At 41.3% G+C, this 22,971-nt stretch carries 25 protein-coding genes; 4 read left to right on the top strand and 21 right to left on the bottom strand.

Annotated elements, in window-relative coordinates:
* Positions 1-117: 117 nt before the first annotated feature.
* Positions 118-1,023 (top strand): bifunctional metallophosphatase/5'-nucleotidase, encoded by a 906-nt coding sequence (locus FEK29_RS09275; RefSeq protein WP_138258147.1) that lies wholly within the window; start codon positions 118-120, stop codon positions 1,021-1,023.
* Positions 1,024-1,030: 7 nt separating this feature from the next.
* Positions 1,031-1,489 (top strand): GNAT family N-acetyltransferase, encoded by a 459-nt coding sequence (locus FEK29_RS09270; RefSeq protein WP_138258146.1) that lies wholly within the window; start codon positions 1,031-1,033, stop codon positions 1,487-1,489.
* A 142-nt stretch (positions 1,490-1,631) separates the two neighbouring features.
* On the opposite strand, the gene FEK29_RS09265 is transcribed toward FEK29_RS09270, so the two are convergent.
* A complete protein-coding gene (locus FEK29_RS09265; RefSeq protein ID WP_138258145.1) occupies positions 1,632-2,237 on the bottom strand; it encodes an MCP four helix bundle domain-containing protein in 606 nt (201 codons plus the stop codon).
* 473 nt (positions 2,238-2,710) lie between these two features.
* Between FEK29_RS09265 and FEK29_RS09260 the strand changes: the two genes are divergently transcribed.
* Both FEK29_RS09260 and FEK29_RS09255 read left to right on the top strand, forming a co-directional pair.
* Positions 2,711-3,253 carry a pyridoxamine 5'-phosphate oxidase family protein gene (locus tag FEK29_RS09260; protein ID WP_138258144.1) on the top strand — a complete coding sequence of 181 codons (543 nt, stop codon included), beginning with the start codon at positions 2,711-2,713 and terminating at the stop codon, positions 3,251-3,253.
* Between the two features lie 23 nt (positions 3,254-3,276).
* Positions 3,277-3,996 (top strand): 3-keto-disaccharide hydrolase, encoded by a 720-nt coding sequence (locus FEK29_RS09255; protein ID WP_138258143.1) that lies wholly within the window; start codon positions 3,277-3,279, stop codon positions 3,994-3,996.
* A 38-nt stretch (positions 3,997-4,034) separates the two neighbouring features.
* Here the strand turns inward: FEK29_RS09255 and hisIE are convergent, their stop codons facing one another.
* The 20 genes from hisIE to lpxD form a co-directional block, all read right to left on the bottom strand.
* Entirely contained in the window at positions 4,035-4,634 is a 600-nt protein-coding gene (gene hisIE / locus FEK29_RS09250) for a bifunctional phosphoribosyl-AMP cyclohydrolase/phosphoribosyl-ATP diphosphatase HisIE (RefSeq protein ID WP_138258142.1), read from the bottom strand.
* 9 nt (positions 4,635-4,643) lie between these two features.
* Complete coding sequence (locus FEK29_RS09245; protein ID WP_138258141.1) at positions 4,644-5,339, bottom strand: aspartate/glutamate racemase family protein; 696 nt, start codon at positions 5,337-5,339, stop codon at positions 4,644-4,646.
* A gap of 6 nt (positions 5,340-5,345) precedes the next feature.
* On the bottom strand, positions 5,346-6,101 hold the full coding sequence (gene hisF, locus FEK29_RS09240; RefSeq protein WP_138258140.1) for an imidazole glycerol phosphate synthase subunit HisF: 756 nt from the start codon (positions 6,099-6,101) through the stop codon (positions 5,346-5,348).
* 58 nt (positions 6,102-6,159) lie between these two features.
* The gene (locus FEK29_RS09235; RefSeq protein WP_138258139.1) at positions 6,160-6,519 is read right to left on the bottom strand and encodes a four helix bundle protein; all 360 of its coding nucleotides are present in this window, start codon (positions 6,517-6,519) and stop codon (positions 6,160-6,162) included.
* 13 nt (positions 6,520-6,532) lie between these two features.
* Positions 6,533-7,072 (bottom strand): DinB family protein, encoded by a 540-nt coding sequence (locus FEK29_RS09230; RefSeq protein ID WP_138258138.1) that lies wholly within the window; start codon positions 7,070-7,072, stop codon positions 6,533-6,535.
* Complete coding sequence (gene hisA / locus FEK29_RS09225) at positions 7,065-7,847, bottom strand: 1-(5-phosphoribosyl)-5-[(5-phosphoribosylamino)methylideneamino]imidazole-4-carboxamide isomerase (protein WP_240042709.1); 783 nt, start codon at positions 7,845-7,847, stop codon at positions 7,065-7,067. The genes FEK29_RS09230 and hisA overlap by 8 nt, the downstream gene beginning before the upstream one ends.
* Positions 7,844-8,437, bottom strand: coding sequence for an imidazole glycerol phosphate synthase subunit HisH (gene hisH, locus FEK29_RS09220; protein ID WP_138258137.1), 594 nt, complete (start codon positions 8,435-8,437; stop codon positions 7,844-7,846). The genes hisA and hisH overlap by 4 nt, the downstream gene beginning before the upstream one ends.
* Positions 8,434-9,615: a bifunctional histidinol-phosphatase/imidazoleglycerol-phosphate dehydratase HisB gene (gene hisB, locus FEK29_RS09215; RefSeq protein ID WP_138258136.1), complete on the bottom strand. Its 1,182-nt coding sequence runs from the start codon at positions 9,613-9,615 to the stop codon at positions 8,434-8,436. Before hisB ends, hisH begins: the two co-directional genes overlap by 4 nt.
* Before the next feature lie 182 nt (positions 9,616-9,797).
* Positions 9,798-10,844, bottom strand: coding sequence for a histidinol-phosphate transaminase (hisC, locus tag FEK29_RS09210; RefSeq protein WP_138258135.1), 1,047 nt, complete (start codon positions 10,842-10,844; stop codon positions 9,798-9,800).
* A gap of 22 nt (positions 10,845-10,866) precedes the next feature.
* On the bottom strand, positions 10,867-12,159 hold the full coding sequence (hisD, locus tag FEK29_RS09205; RefSeq protein WP_138258134.1) for a histidinol dehydrogenase: 1,293 nt from the start codon (positions 12,157-12,159) through the stop codon (positions 10,867-10,869).
* 93 nt (positions 12,160-12,252) lie between these two features.
* Positions 12,253-13,110, bottom strand: a complete 858-nt coding sequence (gene hisG / locus FEK29_RS09200) for an ATP phosphoribosyltransferase (protein ID WP_138258133.1) — start codon at positions 13,108-13,110, stop codon at positions 12,253-12,255.
* A gap of 267 nt (positions 13,111-13,377) precedes the next feature.
* Complete coding sequence (locus FEK29_RS09195) at positions 13,378-14,193, bottom strand: prohibitin family protein (protein WP_138258132.1); 816 nt, start codon at positions 14,191-14,193, stop codon at positions 13,378-13,380.
* Between the two features lie 10 nt (positions 14,194-14,203).
* A complete protein-coding gene (locus tag FEK29_RS09190; RefSeq protein WP_138258131.1) occupies positions 14,204-16,228 on the bottom strand; it encodes a vWA domain-containing protein in 2,025 nt (674 codons plus the stop codon).
* Positions 16,229-16,277: 49 nt separating this feature from the next.
* A complete protein-coding gene (gene fabG, locus FEK29_RS09185; RefSeq protein ID WP_138258130.1) occupies positions 16,278-17,027 on the bottom strand; it encodes a 3-oxoacyl-[acyl-carrier-protein] reductase in 750 nt (249 codons plus the stop codon).
* Positions 17,028-17,123: 96 nt separating this feature from the next.
* Positions 17,124-17,996, bottom strand: coding sequence for a succinate--CoA ligase subunit alpha (sucD, locus tag FEK29_RS09180; RefSeq protein ID WP_138258129.1), 873 nt, complete (start codon positions 17,994-17,996; stop codon positions 17,124-17,126).
* Positions 17,997-18,156: 160 nt separating this feature from the next.
* Positions 18,157-19,092 (bottom strand): UDP-3-O-(3-hydroxymyristoyl)glucosamine N-acyltransferase, encoded by a 936-nt coding sequence (locus tag FEK29_RS09175; RefSeq protein WP_138258128.1) that lies wholly within the window; start codon positions 19,090-19,092, stop codon positions 18,157-18,159.
* A 10-nt stretch (positions 19,093-19,102) separates the two neighbouring features.
* Positions 19,103-19,669: an elongation factor P gene (gene efp / locus FEK29_RS09170; protein WP_138258127.1), complete on the bottom strand. Its 567-nt coding sequence runs from the start codon at positions 19,667-19,669 to the stop codon at positions 19,103-19,105.
* A 69-nt stretch (positions 19,670-19,738) separates the two neighbouring features.
* The gene (gene lpxA / locus FEK29_RS09165) at positions 19,739-20,524 is read right to left on the bottom strand and encodes an acyl-ACP--UDP-N-acetylglucosamine O-acyltransferase (protein WP_138258126.1); all 786 of its coding nucleotides are present in this window, start codon (positions 20,522-20,524) and stop codon (positions 19,739-19,741) included.
* 10 nt (positions 20,525-20,534) lie between these two features.
* On the bottom strand, positions 20,535-21,932 hold the full coding sequence (locus FEK29_RS09160) for a bifunctional UDP-3-O-[3-hydroxymyristoyl] N-acetylglucosamine deacetylase/3-hydroxyacyl-ACP dehydratase (protein ID WP_138258125.1): 1,398 nt from the start codon (positions 21,930-21,932) through the stop codon (positions 20,535-20,537).
* On the bottom strand, positions 21,929-22,951 hold the full coding sequence (gene lpxD, locus FEK29_RS09155) for a UDP-3-O-(3-hydroxymyristoyl)glucosamine N-acyltransferase (RefSeq protein WP_138258124.1): 1,023 nt from the start codon (positions 22,949-22,951) through the stop codon (positions 21,929-21,931). Before lpxD ends, FEK29_RS09160 begins: the two co-directional genes overlap by 4 nt.
* Positions 22,952-22,971: the final 20 nt, after the last annotated feature.

The raw sequence follows: 22,971 nt of genomic DNA, 5'->3' as shown, positions 1-22,971 counted from the left end.
CTGTGCGCTAAGCCCAATTCGTTTTCAATCTTGTGATTTGGTTTTTGATATTTTTGCTACTAGCTAGAACCTTAAATCTTTTGATTTTGAATTTGATTTTTGAACTTGAAATTACAAATGGATAGAAGAAAATTTGTTACACATACGATAGCGGGTTCGGTAATGCTATCGGCCGGAGGCGTCTTATTGAATTCCTGTAAGGCTTCAAAAAAGCATCTGACCATTCTACATACCAATGATGTACATAGCCACATCGAAGCCTTTCCTAAAAATCATGCTGACTTTCCAGGATTGGGCGGCTTAGCTAGACGTGCGGGGTTGGTACAAAAAATACGAAAGGAAAATCCCAATACGCTTTTATTGGACGCTGGCGATATTTTTCAGGGAACCCCGTATTTTAATTTTTATGGCGGTGAACTTGAGTTTAAGCTAATGAGTATGCTGCGATATGACGCCGCCACCATTGGCAATCACGATTTTGATAATGGAATCGACGGGCTTTTGGCGCAATTACCCTATGCAAGTTTCGATTTTCTCATCGCCAATTATGATTTTACGAATACAGTCTTGGACGGATATACCAAGCCCTATAAAACGTACATTAAAGATGGTTTAAAGGTTGGTATTTATGGCCTAGGCATCAATTTGGCGGGTTTGGTGACCAAAAAACTTTATAAGGAAACGGAATACTTGGGCCCCTACGAAGTGGCAACGGACATTGAAGCTCTTTTAAAGATAACCGAAAAATGCGATATCATCATTTGCCTATCCCATTTAGGATACAGCTATGAAAATGAAAATAGACCTGATGACCTGAAATTGGGTAAACGTACCAAGTATACGGATTTGATTATTGGTGGCCATACACATACATTTTTGGAAAGGCCTACCGTGGTTACCAATGCAAACGGACGTGGAATTTTGGTTAATCAAGTGGGTTGCTTTGGCGTCAATGTAGGTAGGGTCGATTTTTATTTCGATGAAGCCGGCGGTAGTGCGGAAGGTGTTACCATTTCAGTATAGGATTAGAATGAAAGAAGAACTATTACGAACGGATTCCGGCAATCAGGCCTTTAAAAAACTGGTGCAATTATTGGATGCAGATCTTGCCAATCGCGATGGGGAGGACACCCTTTTCTATTCCCAATTTAACGGCATAACCCAATTACAGCACTGCATTGTTTTTTTCAAGGATGGTGTTGCAATAGGTTGTGGGGCTTTTAAGAAGTTCGCTGACCAAAGTGTAGAAATCAAACGTATGTACGTGCTACCTGAACATAGATCCAAGGGCATTGCTTCAAAAGTATTGGGAGCTTTGGAGGCGTGGGCATTGGAATTGGGAAATACACAGTGTGTTTTGGAAACCGGGCTCCGGCAACCGGAGGCCATCAGTCTGTATAAAAAGAGTGGGTATGAAGTCACCGCAAACTATCCTCCCTATGAGGGCATTGAAAACAGCGTTTGTTTCAAAAAGAAAATCGGATTTTAAAAGTAAAATTTATTGGCGATACCAAGGGGATTGATATCCCAAGACTTGTAAGCCTTAACGCTAGTTGGGCAGACCTACAAATTAAAACTTCCTTTTGGAAGAATTTCTAGTGCGCTTGCCCCGAGGTGGTTCAATCGGGATCTTAATCTTCCGAAGATTTTTTTGGGTCGTAGAGTATGATGACCTGTACTATAATAGCAAGGAAAATCAATACATAAATTTCTAGTCGTGTGAACAGATCAACGGAGTCCACGGCTTTCTTGCTAATGTTCATTTGTCTACCCCCTTCACTTAATTGGATTTTGGAAAGGTCAAAAAGGTTTTCCTTTACATCATCAATTTTGGACAGCAAAGATGTTCTTTCAATCATATTGGTTTGTACATAAGCTCTCTCTTGTAATTCCAATTCCTCCAAATTTTGCCTGAATTCGTTGAAAATCCTTTCCTCCTCCTTGGTCAGTTTCGTTTCGGAATATCGCCGAACCAGAGTTTGAATTTTGTCATTGATCTCCAAGTTCCTATTCCCATAAAAAGTGGAATCCTTTCCCATCATGGCGATTTCCTTTTCATGAACGTATTGGGAAAACTCGAATATGATATCGTTAACAACGAGTCGGTCTTCATATATAGTAATAACAGAATCCTTTACCCTTAGAAAATTGTTTCTATCGATTAGATTCGTTGCAAGAATCAACACAAAAATCATTAAGATTCCCAACACCCATTTTATCTTGTTCAGTATCGTCATGTTCAGGTTATTTTAGAAGCTGATTAAAAATACAAAAACCTTAAACAATTTCATATACCTTGAATTATAAGGAATTTAACATCAGTAAATTCCTATTGGTGGAAATGTATTTTTCCATCCATACAAAATTTGATAATTTGACCTTAATGTTTATCAAATCAAAAGCGAAGTGACAATGATAACCAAAAGACCTGTACTTTTTTCATTTCTTGTACCAGTAGGAAGATTGTCCCTACCGAGGAACCGTCGGAAAAACATGGGAATTGGAATATATTTCTGGTCCAAGGTTTACTTTTTATTGACCTTAGCCGATGGAAAACTGGTTCTTAAATCTGGGGACAAAATTCTTATCAAATTTAGATTGGTAAGTCGTTAAACGATTGAATTCCGCGAAAAGGCTACAACCTAAAAGACGGATTTAAAAAACTATGTTGGACTTAATAAGGTAATATTAAAGTTAAAAATGGATTGTTATGGGTAAGAAGTTTGCCAGTATTGATGTGGAACAAAGGACATTCATAGAAAACCAACATATATTCTTTGTTGGAACTGCAGCTTGTGAAGGGAGGGTAAATGTATCCCCAAAAGGAACCGATAGTCTAAAAGTCATTACTGAAAACAAGGTGATTTGGTTAAATCTTACGGGCAGCGGAAACGAAACGGCGGCCCATTTATTAAAAAACGCCAGGATGACCCTTATGTTTTGTGCCTTTGATGGGAAACCAAAGATTTTAAGGTTATATGGAAATGCGAAGATTTACCACAAAAGAGATGAGGCGTTTCAAGTATACAGCGAACTTTTTCCAAAAAATGCCGGTGCTAGACAGATTATAGAAATGGATGTAGACCTTGTTCAGGTTTCCTGCGGTTTTGCTGTACCTTTGATGGATTATAAAGAAGAACGAAATACCCTGAACGTTTGGGCCGAAAATCAGGGAGAGGAAAAAATTAAGGAGTATTGGAAGCATAAAAACACACAGAGTATAGATGGTTTTGAAACCAATATTTTAAATTAACTGATTAGAAAATAAAGAGTGTCATGAAAAAAATTCTTGGTAGTTGTTTAACCGTTTTACTTCTTGGTGCTTGCGGTGAGGAAAAGCCAAAACCAAAACTTGAGGCATCCACGAATAAGGATTGGGTCATTATTTTTGATGGAAATTCTACCGATGCCCTTAGGGGTTATGGTATTGAAGACTTTCCAGAAGGTATTTGGTATGTGGAGAACGGTGCCTTGGTTGCCAGTCCTGATACCACAAATAGGGACCTTGTTACCAAGCAGCGTTTTAGGAATTTTGAACTGGAATATGAATGGGCCGTTGATACCGCAGCAAATTCAGGGGTTTTCTTTCACATGCAGGAAGATTTGTCCATGGAAGCGGGAAATGGCAATAGTCCAAACTGGTTGGACAACTATGAACTGCAAATCCTGGACGATGAAAATTTTTACGACACCCTTGCCGTACGATCTGCTGGTTCCTTGTACGATTTGATTGAACCTGTTGCCAAGGAACTAAAACCAATCGGCGATTTTAACAGAGCAAGACTTGTTCACAATAACGGACACGTTGAGCACTGGCTAAACGGGAACAAAGTCATAGAATTTGAGATGAACAGTCCCGAAATGAAGAAATTGTTGAACGAAAGCAAGTTTAAGGAAAATCCCGATTTTCACTCCCACCAGGAAGGTCACATCATGTTTCAGCATCACGGCCAACGTGTTTACTTCAAAAACATCAGAGCTAGGGAAATCGAATAGTATTTATTGAATCAATTACATATAAAAAACGGTACTCCTTACTTTTTCCGTTTCATTAACTCGGCTTCGATATCCTTTAGACTGAACCCCTTGGCCTGTAATAGGATCAAATAATGAAAAAGTAGGTCGGCACTTTCATAAAGAAACAAATCATCTTTGTTATCCATGGCTTCTATGACCGTTTCCACGGCCTCCTCCCCTACTTTTTGGGCAATTTTGTTGATGCCTTTTTCAAAAAGGGAAGCAACATAGGAAGTGTCGCCTTTAGCGGCTTTTCTCCGTTGGGCAATTGTATTTTCCAATTCTGAAAAGAATCCAAAATTAGAATTGTTTTCCTCGTTCCAACAAGTATCACTTCCTGTATGGCAGGTTGGCCCTACCGGATGTACGTATATCAATAGCGTATCGTTATCACAATCATTTTTTATGGCAACCACCTTTAAAAAGTTACCACTTTCCTCACCTTTGGTCCACAACCGCTCCTTTGTCCTGCTATAAAAAGTAACCTTTCCACTTTCTTGGGTTTTCTCCAGGGCCTTTTGGTTCATATATCCCAACATGAGCACATTTTTTGTTCGTGCATCCTGTATAATGGCTGGAACAAGTCCGTCCGTATTTTTTGTAAAATCTACTTCCATCGTAAGTCGTTATTCGGCCAAGGCAAAATTCACGGCCGCATTTGAATGAATTAATGTAGTGTCAAAGGTAGGAATATTGCAATGTTCCTGTTGGATCAACAAAGGTATTTCGGTACAACCTAAAATAACTCCTTTTGCCCCTGCTTTTACTCCAGCATCGATAATCCTGAGGTAAACTTCCCTGGATTCAGGCGAAATAATTCCTTTGGAAAGCTCTGTATAGATAATGTTATGGACCAATTCTTGGTCTGACTCTTTGGGTATCATAGTTGTTATTCCAAACTGCGTTTTGAGGATATCTTTATAAAAATCAAGCCCCATGGTATATTTGGTTCCCAACAAAAGCACCGTATCAATTCCTTTGGAAACAACAGCTTGCCCAGTAGCTTCGGCAATATGGAGTAAGGGTATGTTGGTTACCTTCTTTATACTATCCGCACATAGGTGCATGGTATTCGCACCGATGAGAATCATTTCTGCTCCGGTTTGCTCCAACCTTCTGCCGATATTGGCAAATTCCTTGTTCAAGGATTCCCAATCCCCGGCACTTTGCTTTTTGGAGATTTCATGGAAGTCTACCGACTCCATCACCAATTTACACGAATGGGAACCTCCCAATTTTGAATTCACTATCTCGTTTAGGTACTGATAATACAGTTGGGTGGACTGCCACGTTATACCTCCAATAAGTCCGATTTTTTTCATCTATCTCTATATCCTAACGGGAACGCTTTCTTTTTGAAGTTCCTTTTTTAAATCCCTTATTTTAATTTCCTTAAAATGGAACACACTGGCGGCCAGGGCGGCATCTGCTTTACCTTCCTTAAAGGTGTCCGTAAAGTGCTGCATATTTCCTGCCCCGCCTGATGCTATAATTGGAATAGTAAGTTCGTCGGACAATTTGGCCAAGGCTCGGTTTGCAAAACCGTCCTTTGTACCATCGTGGTCCATGGAGGTAAACAATATCTCACCGGCACCCCGTACTTCAACCTCTTTGGCCCATTCAAATAGTTTCCGTTCCGTAGGTACCTTGCCTCCCACCAAATGCACAATCCATTCTCCATCAATTTGTTTGGCATCGATGGCCACCACAATACATTGAGATCCAAATTTAGCTACCAAATCATTGATTAATTTCGGATTCTTCACCGCCGAGGAGTTTATGGAAACCTTGTCCGCACCGTTTTGCAGTAAAATATCCACATCCTCTACTGAGGAAATACCACCTCCAACGGTAAATGGTATGTTTACCTTTTCAGCTACGTGATACACCAAATCCGCCAAGGTCTTTCTTTTTTGTTCTGTTGCCGAAATATCCAGGAAGACCAGTTCATCCGCGCCTTCCTTGCTATAGATTTCTGCAAGTTCCAACGGATCACCGGCATCCCTTAAGTCTACAAAATTGACGCCCTTTACTGTTCTGCCGTCCTTTATATCTAAACAGGGTATGATTCTTTTTGCTAACACTTTTTAATTTAGAATTAAGGATTTAAAATTTAGAATATTAATTTTCTCATATTCATGGTTAAGAAATTTGATTTAATCGTTTTCGAACGGTCATGATTGAACTAACCGTTATGGCAAGTAGTTCGTTGGCTTCCTTTAAAAGAACATTCAAATTATTTTTTTCATTAATTTCAGTTTTTTGAAACATTTCAAGCCAAAACATACTTTCATCCAATTCTTCTTCCACAATCTTCAGTTTATTAATAAAATCTTTATCGGATTTTGCTCTACAAGCAGCTCTATAATTTGCACCAACTGAGCTGGAACTACGAATCAATTGTCTTACCCAAGCATCAAATTCCCTTGATTTAGGAATTAGCTTACAAAGTTCCCAACATTCAAAGGAAAAATTTTGAGTTCTAATTTTTAAATCCTTCATTAATTTTTATTATTCAGCTTTTATTCTTCATTCTGAATTCGTCATTCAAAACTGTTAAATCTAGACCATCATAAAAACCTAAATCCTTGTTCCTCAAAAGCTTTACCCAAAAAGCGATTTGACCCGTGTGGTAAGATAAATGCTCCACCGCATGCATTATGACCCCTACTCCTGAAAAGGAAAACCCTTGAACGGAACGAATTTTGACCAATTGCTCTGGTTTGGCATCAAAAATGACCCTCTTGGCATCATCCACCGTACTGCCCAGTTTTTTAAGCAATTCCACTTTAGTGAGCCCCCCTTTGGTTTGAAATTCGGCATCCCTATTGCGTATATCGTCCACCTCGCCCAGGGAAGAAATAATATATTGGGTCATGTTACCACAAATATGGAGAATTAAATTTCCAATGCTATTCAAGGAGTCGTTCGGTTTTTGCCAGACCTCCGCATCGTTGATGGATTCCATACTTGTTTTAATCATCCGGGTACTTTCATCCATTCGATAGAGGGCATTCTTGGCCAGCTCCTCTATGAATCGTGCTTCTTTATCCATGGTTCATAATATAAGTTTCCAATTGTTTCAAGGTAATCCTATTTTCATATATGGCCTTGCCGATAATGACTCCCTCACAACCAATTTGCGCCAACCGGGGAAGTTCTTCAAAACAGGAAATCCCCCCCGACGCAATTAGTTTTAGAGATTTCCCCGATGTTTCCTTTACTATTTTTTCATACAGTTGAAACGAGGGGCCTTGTAACATTCCGTCTTTTGATATATCGGTACAAATAACATAGGAAATCCCTTCTTTCTGATATTCCTGAATAAAAGGAATCAGGTCTTCGGTCGATTCTTCCTGCCATCCGGAAACGGCCACTTTTTCTTCCATCGCATCGGCCCCTAAAATTATCCTTTCTGCCCCATGTGCATTCAGCCAACCAAGAAATACTTCCCTATTTTTTACCGCTATGCTTCCACCTGTAATTTGACTGGCACCACTTTCAAAGGCAATTTTCAAATCCTCATCGGTTTTTAATCCACCGCCAAAATCTATTTTCAAGCTTGTTTTGGATGCAATCTGTTCCAGTACCTTATGGTTAACGATATGCTTGGATTTTGCCCCGTCCAAATCCACTAGGTGAAGGTATTTTATACCATGGGCCTCAAACTCCTTGGCGACTTCCAAAGGATTTTCGTTATATATTTTCTTGGTATCATAATCCCCTTTGGAGAGCCGTACACACTTCCCTTCTATTATGTCGATGGCTGGTATGATTCGAAGCCCCCTATCCCCCAATGGGGAAATACCATCCATAGTTACCTTTGTCATACCCATAAAAAATTCTCCAATATTGCCGAACCATATTCCCCCGATTTTTCAGGATGGAATTGGGTCCCATAAAAATTATCTTTTTGAAGGGCCGCACTGTAGGGTAGACCGTAATCCGTAATCGCAATAGTATCTCCACATAAGGATGCGTAAAAACTATGAACCAGATACACATAATCTTCAGTAAGACCTTGAAACAAGTCACCCTTCAAATCATATATCTTGTTCCAGCCAATTTGTGGAATTTTTAAGCTCCTTTCAGGTGTGTGTGGGCCAAACTTTACAACATCGACATCAAAGATGCCCAGTCCTTTGGTATTACCTTCTTCCGAACCGTTACACATCAACTGCATTCCCAAGCAGATACCCAAAACTGGTTGTTTAAGGGTGGGAATCAATTTATCCAACCCACTTTCCCTTAATTTTTTCATAGCGCTACTGGCTTCTCCAACGCCAGGAAATATTATTTTTTCCGCATTTCGTATTTCGTCTACAGCATTGCTTAATACAGCATCATACCCTAAACGTTTTATCGCAAATTTGATACTTTGGATGTTTCCCGCACCATAATTTATAATAACAATTTTCATAACACACCTTTCGTAGATGGTAGGAACATTTTTTCAGCGTCCCGCTTTACCGCCATTTTTATACTCTTTGCAAAGGCCTTGAAAATAGCCTCTATCTTGTGGTGCTCATTGGTTCCTTCTGCCTTGATATTTAGGTTTGCCTTGGCACCATCCGAAAATGATTTAAAGAAATGATGGAACATTTCGGTGGGCATGTCCCCAATTTTTTCCCGTTTGAAATCGGCATCCCAGACCAACCAGTTTCTTCCGCCAAAGTCGATAGCGACCTGTGCCAAGCAATCGTCCATGGGCAGGCAAAATCCGTATCGTTCAATGCCCAATTTAGTTCCCAAAGCTGCATAAAACACTTCTCCTAAGGCAATTCCTGTGTCTTCTATCGTATGGTGCTCGTCCACTTCCAAATCGCCGTCGACTTTAATCTTTAGGTCCATCTGCCCATGTCGCGCCAATTGGTCCAACATATGGTCAAAAAAGGCCAATCCGGTATGGATGTCGCTTTTTCCCGTCCCATCCAAATTTAATTCGATAAGGATGTCCGTTTCGTTGGTTTTACGATGTGTAGAAGCCGTTCTTTCCTTCAGTTTTAAGAACTCAAAGATTTTTTGCCAATCGTTGCTTTCCAATGCAATAAATGCATCCAGCTCTTCTCTTTTCACCGTAATTTCGGAAGTGCCCAGATGTGTTTCGTCATTGATGTAGATGCCTTTGGCACCCAAATTCTTAGCGAGTTCCATATCGGTTAATCGGTCGCCAATGACAAAGGAATTTTCAAGGTCGTATTCGTCAGAGAAATATTCTGTAAGGAGTCCGGTGCCCGGTTTTCTAGTATTGGCGTTCTCATGGGGAAAGGTGCGGTCCAAGAATACTTTATCGAATACCACGCCTTCATTCTCAAAGGATTTAAGAATGAAATTATGAACGGGCCAGAAGGTTTCTTCCGGGAAGGAATCGGTTCCCAAGCCATCCTGATTGGTAATCATGACCAGTTCATAATCCAGCTCCTTGGCTATTTTTCCTAGAAAGGTAAACGCCTTTGGATAGAAAACCATTTTTTCAAAGGCGTCTATCTGCTCGTCTACCGTTTCCTTAATAAGGGTACCATCCCTATCGATAAATAGGACTTTGCGGCCCCCTCCGCCCCCAATGGGGAAACTATTTTTAGCTTTTTCCGATTTCATTCGTTTAAAATTAGGTTAACAGATTGATTTTAAACATTTCCTTTAATAGAGGTTTTTAACTTATGATAGCAAAGCCCTCGATGAGGGTTTCACAGGTTTAAAATTAGTTCAATAGTTTAATTTTTAAGCATTTACATTTGTACGGGGACTGGATTGCCATAACAAATCCCTCGATGAGGGTTTCATGGTAATTCTTTTAAGGCCTTTATCAAAAATTCATTTTCCCTATGGGTCCCTACGGTAAATCTCAAGGTGTTTTCACAAAGCGGTTGCGTAGTTCTATTGCGAATGACAATACCTTTTTTTAGCAATTGGTCATATCTGAGCAATGCATTGTCCACTTTGGCCAGAATAAAATTGGCATCGGTAGGATAAACTTGTTCAACAAATTGAATGGTTTTCAACGTTTGTTCCAATGCCTTTCTTTCTTTAAGGATATTCTCGACTTCTTGGATAATTCCTTCCTGATTCATTACCCTTTCCAACGCCCGTTGTTGGGTCAGTTCGTTGACATTATAAGGCGGTTTTATTTTGTTTAATACCGATATTATTTCTTCGGATGCCATACATATCCCCAAACGGATGCCGGCCATGCCATAGGCCTTTGACAAAGTCTGTGTTACAATCAAATTGGGATAGTCCGATAATTTGGATACCCAACTATCCTCCAATGAAAAATCTATATAGGCTTCGTCAATGACCACCAAACCTTGAAAGGACTGCAACAAAAATTCAATGCTTTCCGCAGCGAAACTATTCCCTGTGGGGTTGTTGGGCGAACAGATGAAAATCATTTTGGTTTGGGTATCCATCGTATTTAAAATCGTGTTCACATCCGGTTGGAAATTCTCCAACAATAGTACTTCCCTATTTTCCACTACATTGATATCTGCCAAAACCTTGTACATGCCATACGTTGGCGGCAGTGTAATAATGTTATCCACTTTTGGTTCACAAAAGGCCCTGAAAAGCAAATCGAGCACTTCATCACTGCCATTGCCCAATAAAATATTGGCTTCTGAAATTCCCTTTTGCGCGGCCAGTACCGACTTCAAACTCCGCTGCTGTGGATCCGGATAGCGATTGACGCCATTTTGAAACGGATTTTCATTGGCGTCCAAGAAAATCATTTCCGAACCATCCGAAACATATTCGTCCCGGGCCGAGGAATAAGGTTTTAAGCCCTTTACGTTTTCCCTGATCAATTTATTCAGTTCAAATTTTTGCATATCAATATTTCTCGACCTTGATCTAAATGACATTTTTTAGTTCTTTCAACCGTAAGGTGACCGCATTCTTATGTGCCTGCAAACCTTCCGCCTCCGCCATAAGCTCAATGGCCTCGCCTATATTCAGAATTCCTTCCGGGCTTATTTTTTGAAAGGTCATACTTTTCATAAAACTGTCCAGATTCACGCCACTATACTGTTTCGCATAACCATTGGTGGGAAGTGTATGGTTGGTTCCGGATGCATAGTCGCCCGCACTTTCCGGGGTATAATTTCCAACAAATACGGATCCGGCATTTGCCACGTTGTCAATAAAATAATCTTCGTCCTTGGCACAGATAATGTAATGTTCCGGCCCGTACGCATTGATCAATTCTACGGCCGTTTGCCCATCTTCTATATAAATCGATTTACTATTTTCTATGGCCATTTCGGCGATGTCCTTTCGTGGTAATTCTTTGAGCTGATTTTCAAGTTCTGTTTCTACTTGGTTTATCATTTCTTTTGAGGTTGAAACCAATAGTACCTGACTGTCCGTACCGTGTTCGGCCTGACTCAATAAATCGGATGCAACGAAAGCGGGATTTGCTGAATCATCGGCAAAAACCAAAAGTTCACTAGGCCCTGCGGGCATATCGATGGCCACGCCATGCTTTGTGGCAATTTGCTTTGCGACGGTTACATATTGATTTCCGGGTCCGAAAATTTTATAGACTCTGGGAACGGATTCCGTACCAAAGGTCATTCCTGCAATCGCCTGGATACCCCCAACTTTCAGGATTTTTGTCACGCCACATAATCCCGCTGTATATAATATCGCAGGATTGACATTACCTTGCTTGTCCGGTGGCGTACATAAAACAATTTCTTTACATCCCGCCAAATTCGCCGGTACCGCCAACATCAAAATAGTAGAAAATAAAGGGGCCGTTCCCCCAGGAATGTATAAACCGACTTTTTGAATGGGTCTCTTTTCCTGCCAACATTCCACACCAGGAGCGGTTGTTACAGAAACCTTTTGGGTCTTTTGGGCCCTATGAAACTTCTCGATATTGCTTTTTGCCAATTGAATGGCTTGCTGTAGCTTTTGGGATACCGAACCTGCTGCATCCTTTATTTCCTGTTCAGATACCAATAAACTATCCAGCACTACCCCATCAAAGGTTACCGTATACTTCTTCAAAACGGAATCCCCACCATCCTTCACTTCTGAGAAGACCCTATTTACCGTATCCTCGATATCAGATATAGTTTGGGTGGGTCTTTTTAGCAACTTGTCCCAAGATTCTTTACTTGGGCTATAAATTTTGTTCATACTTTCAATCTCAAATTAGCAACTGATTTTTAGCTTTTGGAAATTCATTATATTTTATAACTACGAGCAAAATGCCAACATCCAATAGCCGTTTCACAAAACCATTTTCTCGATTGGGCATACCAAAATACCTTCGGCACCCACCTTTTTCAATTCGTCAATCACTTCCCAAAAGGTATCCTTATCGATAACCGTATGCACGGAACTCCATCCTTCTTCCGCCAAAGGTAGCACCGTTGGACTGCGCATCCCGGGAAGTAGTTTTAATATATCATTTAACCTATCATTTGGGGCGTTCAACAGCACGTATTTTGATTTTCGGGCTCGCAAAACCGACTGAATCCTAAATTGAAGTCTTTTCAACAAGGCTTTGCGCTCCTCTGATATCTTTGGTGAAACAGCCAATACCGCTTCGCTGGTAAGCATCACTTCCACTTCCTTCAAATTATTCTTGAAAAGGGTGCTACCACTGGAGACAATATCACATATTGCATCCGCCAAGCCAATATTGGGTGCTATCTCCACAGACCCGTTAATAATGTGTAATTCCGCCTTGACCCCTTTTTCCCTTAAATAATTGTTCACGGTATTGGGATACGAGGTAGCGATACGTTTTCCTTCAAAATCGTGTACGGATTTATATTTAACCGATTTTGGAACCGCCAACGAGACCTTACACTTGGAAAAGCCCAATTTTTCCGCAATCGAAATATCCTCTCCTTTTTCAATCAAAACATTTTCCCCGATTATGGCTATATCCACCACTCCGTCCCTCAAATATTGGGGAATGTCGCCATTGCGCAAGTAAAAAACCTCCATGGGAAAGTTTCTACTGGATGCCTTCAATTGGTCCTTGCCATTATCTATGGAAATGCCACAATCCTTTAAAATTTGAAGGGAATCCTCGTTCAATCTTCCCGATTTTTGAATCGCAATCCTAATTTTTGTCATGCTCGTTTCTTTATTTTTTTGTTGATGCTATTGAAACCAAAAACAAAACCCGCTTGATTTCTCAAACGGGTTTTAAAATATGTCTGTAATACTACAATACATTTTTACCTCGCTTGAGAGCAAGTATAAAAATGATGATGTGTATTTTTTTTCTTCATTACTGTGTAAAAGTAAAATTTAATTTTTTTATGGAAAAGAATATTTCCGAAAAATAACAATTGACTCGATATTCGAGATTTAGTTCAAAAAGCGAAATGCTTAGGTATTTTAGTTATTTCCCAAAATCAAAGGCAATCCGTCCCCTCCACTTCCAATGACCACTACTTTTGAATTTGGGGATTCTGACATTTTTAAGGTAGCATCGATACCTTTATCCTGCAAAATCTTATCGGTCAAGGATGCACTTAGTATTTTATTGGCATCGGCCTTGCCTTGCGCTTCAATTCTTTGACGCTCAGCCTCCTTTTCGGCAGTAATCAATCGGAATTCATATTCCAAGGATTCCTGTTCCTGCTTCAATTTTCGCTCTATAGCGTCCTTGATAGTCGGTGGCAAAGTAACATCACGTACCAGTATTTCATTGAGCTGTATGTATTCGTCGTCCACAATCTTTTTGGTCTCCTCAAAAATCTCCATTTGAATGGCGTCCCTTTTACTGGAATACAATTGCTCCGGTGTATAGCGACCAACTACGGAACGCGCCGCGGAACGGATCGTGGGTAACAATACGCGTTGTACATAATCTTCCCCCTTTTCTTGGTGCAACTTGCCCAACTCATTGTATTTTGGTTGAAACCAGGCCGATGCATCCAGCTTTATATCCAGACCATTGCTGGAAAGTACGTTCATTTTTTCAAAGACTTCCTGCTGCCTAACCTCATAGATATATACCTTGTTCCAAGGTGCGACCAAGTGAAATCCTTCTCCCATGGGGGGCTTATCCGTTACCACACCGTTTCCAAACGTTCGGTAGAGCACACCTGCTTCACCAGAACCAATGGTAACGGCAGATTTTGAAATTAATATGACCAGTACAATAAAAATAAAAATGACCGGCAAGGCTATTTTTGGTAATTTGTCCATCTCTTTGTGTTTAAATTAGTCCGTTATATTTTCTTAGGAACCACTCCGTACTAAACGCCACTATGATTATGGCCAAGAGTATCCTGTAGTCTATCAAAGATACGATATTTTCAATGCTTTTTTGTGTCGGCACGTAGTTGTTGTTGCTGGTTAAATCCTCGATCAAGCTATCGATTTGGTCTGGAAAAAAAGAAGCACCATGGGTGTTATTGGCAAGCAGGGCCATTTTTTTGTGGTCACTGGAAACGAATTGTTTTTCAAGATTAAAATCAGAAATTGCAAAGCTCCCGTTTTTTGAGATTCCCTCCCCTTCCACATTTACTGTAAATTCATAGGATCCCGGTTCCAAATCGCTCAAATCCGCTTCGTAGTATCCGCTTCTTATGGCCATGGTCCTACTGGAGGAATTCCCGTTTTCGGTGTTTGTAATGGTTATATTCAGGGTTGCATCTGGGTCAAATATATATGCCTGGTCAAAATACGTGGCGGTAATGATCGCCCTATTGCTGCCCTCAAAGGTATTTGAATACTCCAGGTTGAGTCGGTCTCGCTGTGCACTTGCCGTAAAATACCGCACCAGTCTCCCCATAAAGCTATCGAAATTCGTGAAATCGCCAGTGGAACGATAGGTCTGAGCGCGCCATCTCCAAATATCGGCACCTGCCAAAATACCCTTCTTCCACGATTCCTGTTCCATAACAGTAAGCAAGGGTGAATTGATGTTCACGCCCCTGATTTCAGAATCCAGTAATACATCATGGGGTATCTTCATTGTAATGGGACCTGCATCGCTCGTTAATGGGGGAAAATCGTCGGTATCAAAATCGGAAATATCAAAATTGGAAAAAGCGGCATTGGGCCTCCCAAACACCTCTTGTTCCGGATAACCCAGTTCAACCTCAAAATCTTCCTGAACCTGATTGAGAAAATTAAAGTCGGTATTGACCCCAGTTATGATCAAATAATTGGTTTTTTTGTTTTTTATGAATTGAAAGATGGCATTAAAACTTCTATTGGGATCATACAGCAGAAAAATATCCATTTCCTCTAAAGTTCCGGCTAGAGCATTTGGTTTTAAGAATGTCACATTTCTTTGTTCGTTACTTTCAATCGCTTTTTTAAAAGCTCCCAAATCTGGATGCAGAATTTCAGAAACGATGCCGACATTCGTTTTTTCGTCGATCACTTCCACCATAGTTTCTCGGCTATTGTTTGCAATATTTCTTTCCGAAGGCAATTGGGACGTGCTAACGCTTATCCTTTTTAGGCCTACAGTAGTAGCATCTATCAGCGTATTGATGTTTTTTAAATTGTTGGATTCCGATAGTTCAATGGTTTCGGAAAAAATAGTCCTTTCCCCTACCTTTATTTGGACCCGTGTAGCAATAGAGCCGCTTCCCTGATATCGTACATAGGTTTCAACCGGGAATTTATTGTTCAGGAAAGCATAGGTGTTTGTATTTATAGGTCCGATACCCAAATCTTCATACGCCGTAGTATCGCCGACCGTGATAGTATACACGGGCTTTTTAGGACCACTCTGATAGGTATAGTCCCTGCCCACGTTTTGATTCCCATCGGAAATAAGGATCAATGCACCCTGCTTTCTCCTATAGGCCTCGTTAATACTAAAAATAGGTTCGCCTATATTCGTATATTTATCCTTAAAGGAAAGACTGTCCAAAGGTTTCAAATCGGTTCCAAAGGCGAATCTGCTTATGGCAAACCTATTTTGAAGGTTTTCGGAATTGTTCAAGGCTTCCAGAACGGTATTTACGTCAGTTCCATGTTCCTGCATGGATGTGGAATTATCGACCAATATATTCAATACCGGATTTTCAATGGTATAGGTAGATTTGGCAAATTGGGGATTAATGAGGAGCAACAAAATACCAAATACACCTAAAAAGCGAAAGAAAGCCAAAAAAAGGGTCAACCGAGTCCTTTTCTTTTTCCTATAAAAATACTGAAACAGTGCTACCAAAATAGCAACCATTGCGGCTAAAATAACAAGGAGAACTGTTTCAGTTTGCATTAATTGAATTTGTTGAGATGACTTTTGGAAGTCGGGAAATATTCGGTGCTTATGTCAGCATCCCGCCATCCACATTGAGCACCTGTCCCGTAACGTAAGCCGATAGGTCAGAGGCAAAGAACAGACAGGCATTGGCAATGTCTTCCGCAGTGCCACCACGCTTTAGAGGGATGCCGTCCCTCCAGCTTTGGACCGTTTTTTCATCCAGCTTCTCTGTCATTTCCGTTTCTATGAAACCCGGTGCAATGGCATTGCAGCGAATATTTCGAGATCCGAGTTCCAGTGCAACCGATTTTGTAAAACCGATCATACCGGCCTTGGAGGCCGCATAATTGGTCTGTCCGGCATTGCCTTTTACACCAACCACGCTACTCATGTTTATGATTGAGCCCTTGCGTTGTTTTAGGAAGGTACGTTGTGTGGCCTTTGTCATGTTAAAGACCGACTTCAAATTGATGTCCATAACGGAATCGAAATCTTCCTCGGACATACGCATTAAAAGATTATCCTTTGTGATTCCCGCATTGTTTATAAGTACGTCGATTACGCCGTTAAAATCCTTTAAAACTTCGGCAACCAGGTTTTCCGCTTCGGCGTAGCTTGCAGCATTACTTTTGTAGGCTTTTGCCTTTACGCCAAGGGCATTAAGTTCCTTCTCCAACTCCAAGGCGGGTGCCTCGCTAGAACTATACGTAAACGCCACATTGGCCCCATTTTCCGCAAATACCTTGGCGATTCCCTTTCCAATACCTCTGCTGGCACCGGTAATTATTACATTTTTTCCTTCTAACAGTTTCATGTAGTTACTATTTCTATGGTCTTTTATCAAATATAAGTATATAGACGAAAAAAAATCCCGTTGTTACGGGATTTTAATATGGCTTTAAGGTACGTCCTAAGACATTACTTCTTTTACTTTAGCACCTATTTCGGCAGGAGAATCCACCACATGGATTCCGTGCTCCCGCATGATTTTCTTTTTTGCCTGTGCCGTATCGTCACTACCACCTACAATGGCCCCGGCATGTCCCATGGTCCTTCCCGCAGGAGCCGTTTCCCCAGCAATAAACCCTACGATCGGTTTTTTACTTCCGCTCTCCTTATACCATTTTGCAGCATCGGCTTCCAATTGACCGCCAATCTCACCGATCATGACTACACACTCGGTTTCAGGGTCATTGATCAAAAGTTCTACGGCTTCTTTAGTAGTTGTACCAATAATAGGATCACCACCAATACCGATAGCCGTAGTGATTCCCAAGCCTTGTCGTACCACCTGATCGGCAGCTTCGTATGTCAATGTACCGGATTTTGATACGATGCCAATGTTCCCTTTCTTAAAAACGAAACCTGGCATGATACCTACCTTGGCCTCTCCTGGTGTGATGACTCCAGGGCAGTTTGGACCGATTAACCTACAATTTCTGTCCTTTATATAGTTGGAAGCGATCACCATATCCGCTACCGGAATTCCTTCAGTAATGGTAATAATCACTTTGATGCCCGCATCCGCAGCTTCCATAATTGCATCCGCCGCAAAAGCGGGCGGAACGAAAATGATAGAAGTATCTGCCCCAACTTTTTCAACAGCTTCACTAACGGTATTAAAAACAGGTTTTCCCAAATGCTCTTGGCCGCCTTTTCCCGGAGTAACACCACCAACGATATTGGTACCATATTCAATCATTTGTTCGGCATGAAAGGTGCCCTCGCTTCCTGTAAATCCTTGTACAATAATTTTGGAATCCTTGTTTACTAAAACGCTCATATTGCTGTTGATTTTTATTGGCACAGCCAAGGGTTAAACACCGATTGGCTTGCCTCGAAATTAAAATTAGTTCATAACGTATTACCCGTTGGTTTGACCCGAGGTATAATTCTGCTGCAAAAATATATGTTTGTCAAAGAATACTAAAGTATTCCGCTTCTTATTTATTGTCCAGTTTTTTTATTATTTCCGGTATTTTTTTTGTGTATGCCAATTGCTTCAGCTTCTCGCGAGATTCTTCAATAGGCGTACCAAAATAGCTTTTACCTCCAGGAACCGACTTTGTAACGCCCGTTTGGCCCATGATGACGGCCTTTTTCCCTATGGTGATGCCACTATTGGTACCCACTTGCCCCCATAGGGTGACTTCATCCTCAATGACCACACAACCGGCAATACCAGTTTGGGAAGCGATCAAACATTTCTTGCCAATAACCGTATCGTGTCCTACATGGACTTGATTGTCCAATTTTGATCCCGCACCTATGGTAGTATCCCCGGTAACGCCACGGTCTATGGTACAGAGGGCGCCCAAGTCCACATTGTCCTCAAGAACGACCCTTCCTCCGGACAACAATTTATCAAAGCCTTCAGGCCTGTTTTTATAATAAAAAGCATCGGCGCCAAGGACGGATCCCGCATGGATCGTAACCCCATTTCCAATGATGCAATTATCATAAATACTCACATTGGCATGAACTACACAATTGTCCCCAATGGTAACATTGTTCCCTATAAATACATTGGGTTGTATTATGGTATTTTTTCCGATGTTGGCCGAGTTGGATATCGCCCTGACCGAAGCTACAAAGGGACTGAAATACTGGGTGAGTTTGTTGAAATCCCTAAATGGGTCATCCGAAATCAAAAGGGCCTTGCCTATTGGGCAATCTACCTCTTTATTGATTAGAATTACGGTCGCCTTGGAATGTAAGGCCTTGTCGTAATACTTTGGATGGTCTACAAATACAATGTCCCCTGCTTCCACTACATGGATCTCATTCATGCCCAACACGGGAAAATCCGGATCACCAACAAAATCGGATTGAATGATTTCGGAAATCTGTTTTAGGGAAAAAGTAGTCGGAAATTTCAAGTACCTGGTTTTATTCTTTTACACGCTCCATGTATGATCCGCTGGAGGTGTCGATCTTAATTTTATCGCCCTCGTTGATGAACAACGGTACGTTCACCTCTGCACCAGTTTCCACTTTGGCTGGTTTTGTGGCATTTGTGGCGGTATTTCCTTTTACCCCCGGCTCCGTATAGGTTACTTCCAAAACTACACTTGCCGGCATTTCAACGGACAGGGGCATGGCATCCTCCGTATTGAACATAATCTTAACCACTTCCCCCTCCTTTAAAAGTCCAGGCGCATCCAAAGCGCTCTCGGCTAGTGTAATCTGGTTGTAGTCCTCTGTGTTCATAAAGTGGTAGGTCTCCCCTTCCGCATACAGAAATTGGTACGATCGTGTTTCTACACGTACATCCTCAATTTTGTGTCCTGCAGAAAATGTGTTGTCCAATACCTTCCCGGTAGAGACACTTTTTAGTTTGGTTCTAACAAAAGCCGGTCCCTTACCCGGTTTCACATGCAAAAATTCAATGATTTTATAGATATCATTGTTGTATCTGATGCACAATCCTTTTCTAATATCTGATGTAGATGCCATTCGTTATATTCTTAAAATGATTTTTGATAATTTATCTGGATAAACCAAGACGTTGCAAAAGTACAGTAATTAACTGTTACTGAAATATCCTTTCATAATTCCACGTTGCGAATCCCTTATGAACTGTAGAATTTCGTCACGCTCTGGAGTCGCCTCCATTTCGGCCTCCAAAATTTGGACGGCCTGGGTATTGTTAAAATTCTTCTGATATAGAATGCGATATATATTTTGAATTTCCCTGATTTTATCCGATTCATAGCCCCTCCTTCGTAAACCGACGGAATTAATCCCGACATAGGAAAGTGGTTCCCGGGCGGCTTTCACGTAAGGGGGTACGTCTTTTCTAACCAGAGATCCTCCTGTTACAAAGGCATGCTGCCCAACCGATACAAATTGGTGCACCGCCACCAATCCGGCCAAAATAACATTGTCACCAATGGTCACATGTCCGGCCAAGGTAGAATTGTTGGAGAAAATACAATTGTTGCCCACCAAACAATCGTGGGCGATATGGCAATAGGCCATGATAAGACAATTTTTGCCCACCACCGTTTTCATACGATCCGATGTGCCTTTATGAATGGTAGCACATTCACGGATGGTAGTTCCGTTTCCAATGACCACGGTCGTTTCCTCGCCCTTGTACTTTAAATCCTGTGGTGGGGCGGAAATTACGGCACCAGGAAAAATATTGCAGTTTTTCCCGATTCTAGCACCTTCCATGATCGTGACATTGGAACCGATCCAAGTGCCCTCTCCAATGGTTACGTTGTTGTGAATGGTGGTAAAGGGTTCTATTACCACATTCTTTGCAATCTTGGCGCCTGGATGCACATATGCCAGCGGCTGATTCATACTGTCCTTATTATTTTGATTTTACGATTTGGGCCATCAGTTCCGCCTCAGAGACCAATTTATCATTTGCATAGGCATAGGCCTGCATGTGGCATATTCCCCTTCTAATGGGCGAAATCAAATCACATTTGAATATTAAAGTATCACCGGGAAGCACCTGTCTTTTGAACTTTACGTTGTCCATTTTCATGAAAAAAGTCAAATAGTTTTCTGGATCCGGTACGGTACTCAACACCAAAATCCCGCCTGTTTGGGCCATCGCTTCCACTTGTAAAACACCTGGCATTACTGGAGCACCTGGGAAATGTCCTACAAAGAAAGGTTCGTTCATAGTTACGTTTTTCATACCCACAACGTGCGAATCAGAGAGTTCCAATATTCTGTCTACCAATAAGAAAGGAGGTCTATGCGGTAACATTTTCATAATTTGGGTAACATCCATCAAAGGCGGTTGACTCAAATCATATTTAGGTACGTTATTTCTTTTTTCAAGCTTTATGATTTTGGAAAGCTTTTTTGCAAATTGGGTGTTTACAAAATGACCGGGCTTGTTGGCTATTACCTTTCCACGAATTCGGGTTCCGGCCAGTGCCAAATCCCCTACAACGTCCAAGAGTTTATGACGGGCGGCCTCATTGGGCTGATGCAAGGTGAGGTTATCCAAAATCCCGTTCGGTTTTACGGATAGCTTCTTTTTATTAAAGGCCTTTTCCAGTTTTTTCATCGTCGCCTCGGATATCTCCTTGTCAACATATACGATCGCATTGTTCAGATCTCCTCCTTTGATAAGGCCATTTTCCAAAAGCATTTCAAGCTCGTGCAGAAAACTAAAGGTACGTGCTGCGGAAATCTCCTCTTTAAAATCGGAAAGTTTATCCAGGGTGGCATTTTGTGTACCTAGTACTTTGGTGCCAAAATCCACCATGGTGGTCACCTGATATTCATCCGCAGGAATAACGGTGATTTCACTTCCGCTGGCTTCATCTTTATAGCTTAGCACATCCTTAACGACATACTCTTCCCGCATTGCTTCTTGCTCAACAATACCCGCGCTTTCCAAAGCTTCTACAAAAAACTTTGCGGAGCCGTCCATAATGGGCGGCTCGGGAGAGTCCAGCTCGATCAGTACATTATCGATTTCCAAACCTACCAGTGCGGCCAGTACATGCTCCGAAGTATGGATTTTTACGCCGTTCTTTTCCAAATTAGTACCTCGCTGGGTATTTACCACGTAATTGGCATCGGCTTCTATAATAGGTTCACCTTCAAGATCTACACGCTTAAATTTATAGCCATGGTCTTCAGGTGCGGGAACAAACTTTATGGTCACGTTCTCCCCGGTATGCAGACCTACTCCGGCAAGGGAAACTTCCTTGGCAATGGTGCGTTGTTTATCATTCGTATTCATCGTCGATCCTTATTTTCCAAGTTGTCGATTCTGTTCATTATTTTAGGTAAGTTTTTAAAATGCACGTACGACTTGTTAAAGTCGCCATAATTCAATGCCGGCGATCCTTGAAGGACTTCGTTGTCCTTTACATTTCTTCCTATTCCGGATTGCGCCTGTATTTTTACATTATTGCCAATAACGATATGACCTACGATACCCACTTGACCGCCTATCATACAGTGCTTCCCGATTTTTGTAGAGCCCGCAACCCCTGTTTGGGCGGCAATTACCGTATGTTCCCCAATTTCTACGTTATGGGCAATCTGAATTTGATTGTCAAGTTTCACACCTTTTCTCAAGATGGTGGAACCCAGAGTTGCCCTATCGATGGTGGTACCGGCCCCCACATCTACATTATCCTCTAAAATCACATTTCCCGTTTGGGGAACCTTGCTGAATTCTCCTTCGGAATTGGGGGTGAACCCGAAGCCATCGGCACCGATAATCACTCCGCTATGAACCACGCAATTGTTTCCAATGATACTTTCAGAATAAATTTTGGCCCCCGCAAAAACGACAACGTTATTGCCTATTCGCACGTTATCCCCAATATAGACATTGGGGTAAATCTTGACGTTATTTCCAATGGTTACATTACTTCCAATATAGGAAAACGCCCCCAAATACAAATCGTCACCAAATGTGGCGGAATCCGATTTATAAACAGGTTGCTCAATGCCCGTTTTGTTATTCTTGACCTGATTGTAATATTCCAGTAATTTGGAAAAGGACTTATAGGCATCCTCCACTTTGATAAGGGTCGTTTCCAAATCCTGCTCCGGAATAAAATCCTTGTTTACTATGGTGATGGAAGCTTTGGTCTTGTAAATATGGGAAGTGTATTTTGGATTGGCCAAAAAGGTCAAAGAGCCCTTTTCTCCTTCCTCGATCTTGGCCAATTTGTGAACGGCTATCTCTGGATTTCCATGGACTTCACCCTCTAAAATACCTGCAATTTGACCTGCTGTAAACACCATGGGCACAAATGTAAGAAAAA

The sequence above is a fragment of the Maribacter aurantiacus genome, assembly GCF_005780245.1.
GTDB classification, from domain to species: Bacteria; Bacteroidota; Bacteroidia; order Flavobacteriales; family Flavobacteriaceae; genus Maribacter; species Maribacter flavus.
The sequence above is the reverse complement of the archived record's forward strand: the minus strand, read 5'-3'. Positions and strand labels throughout refer to the sequence as shown.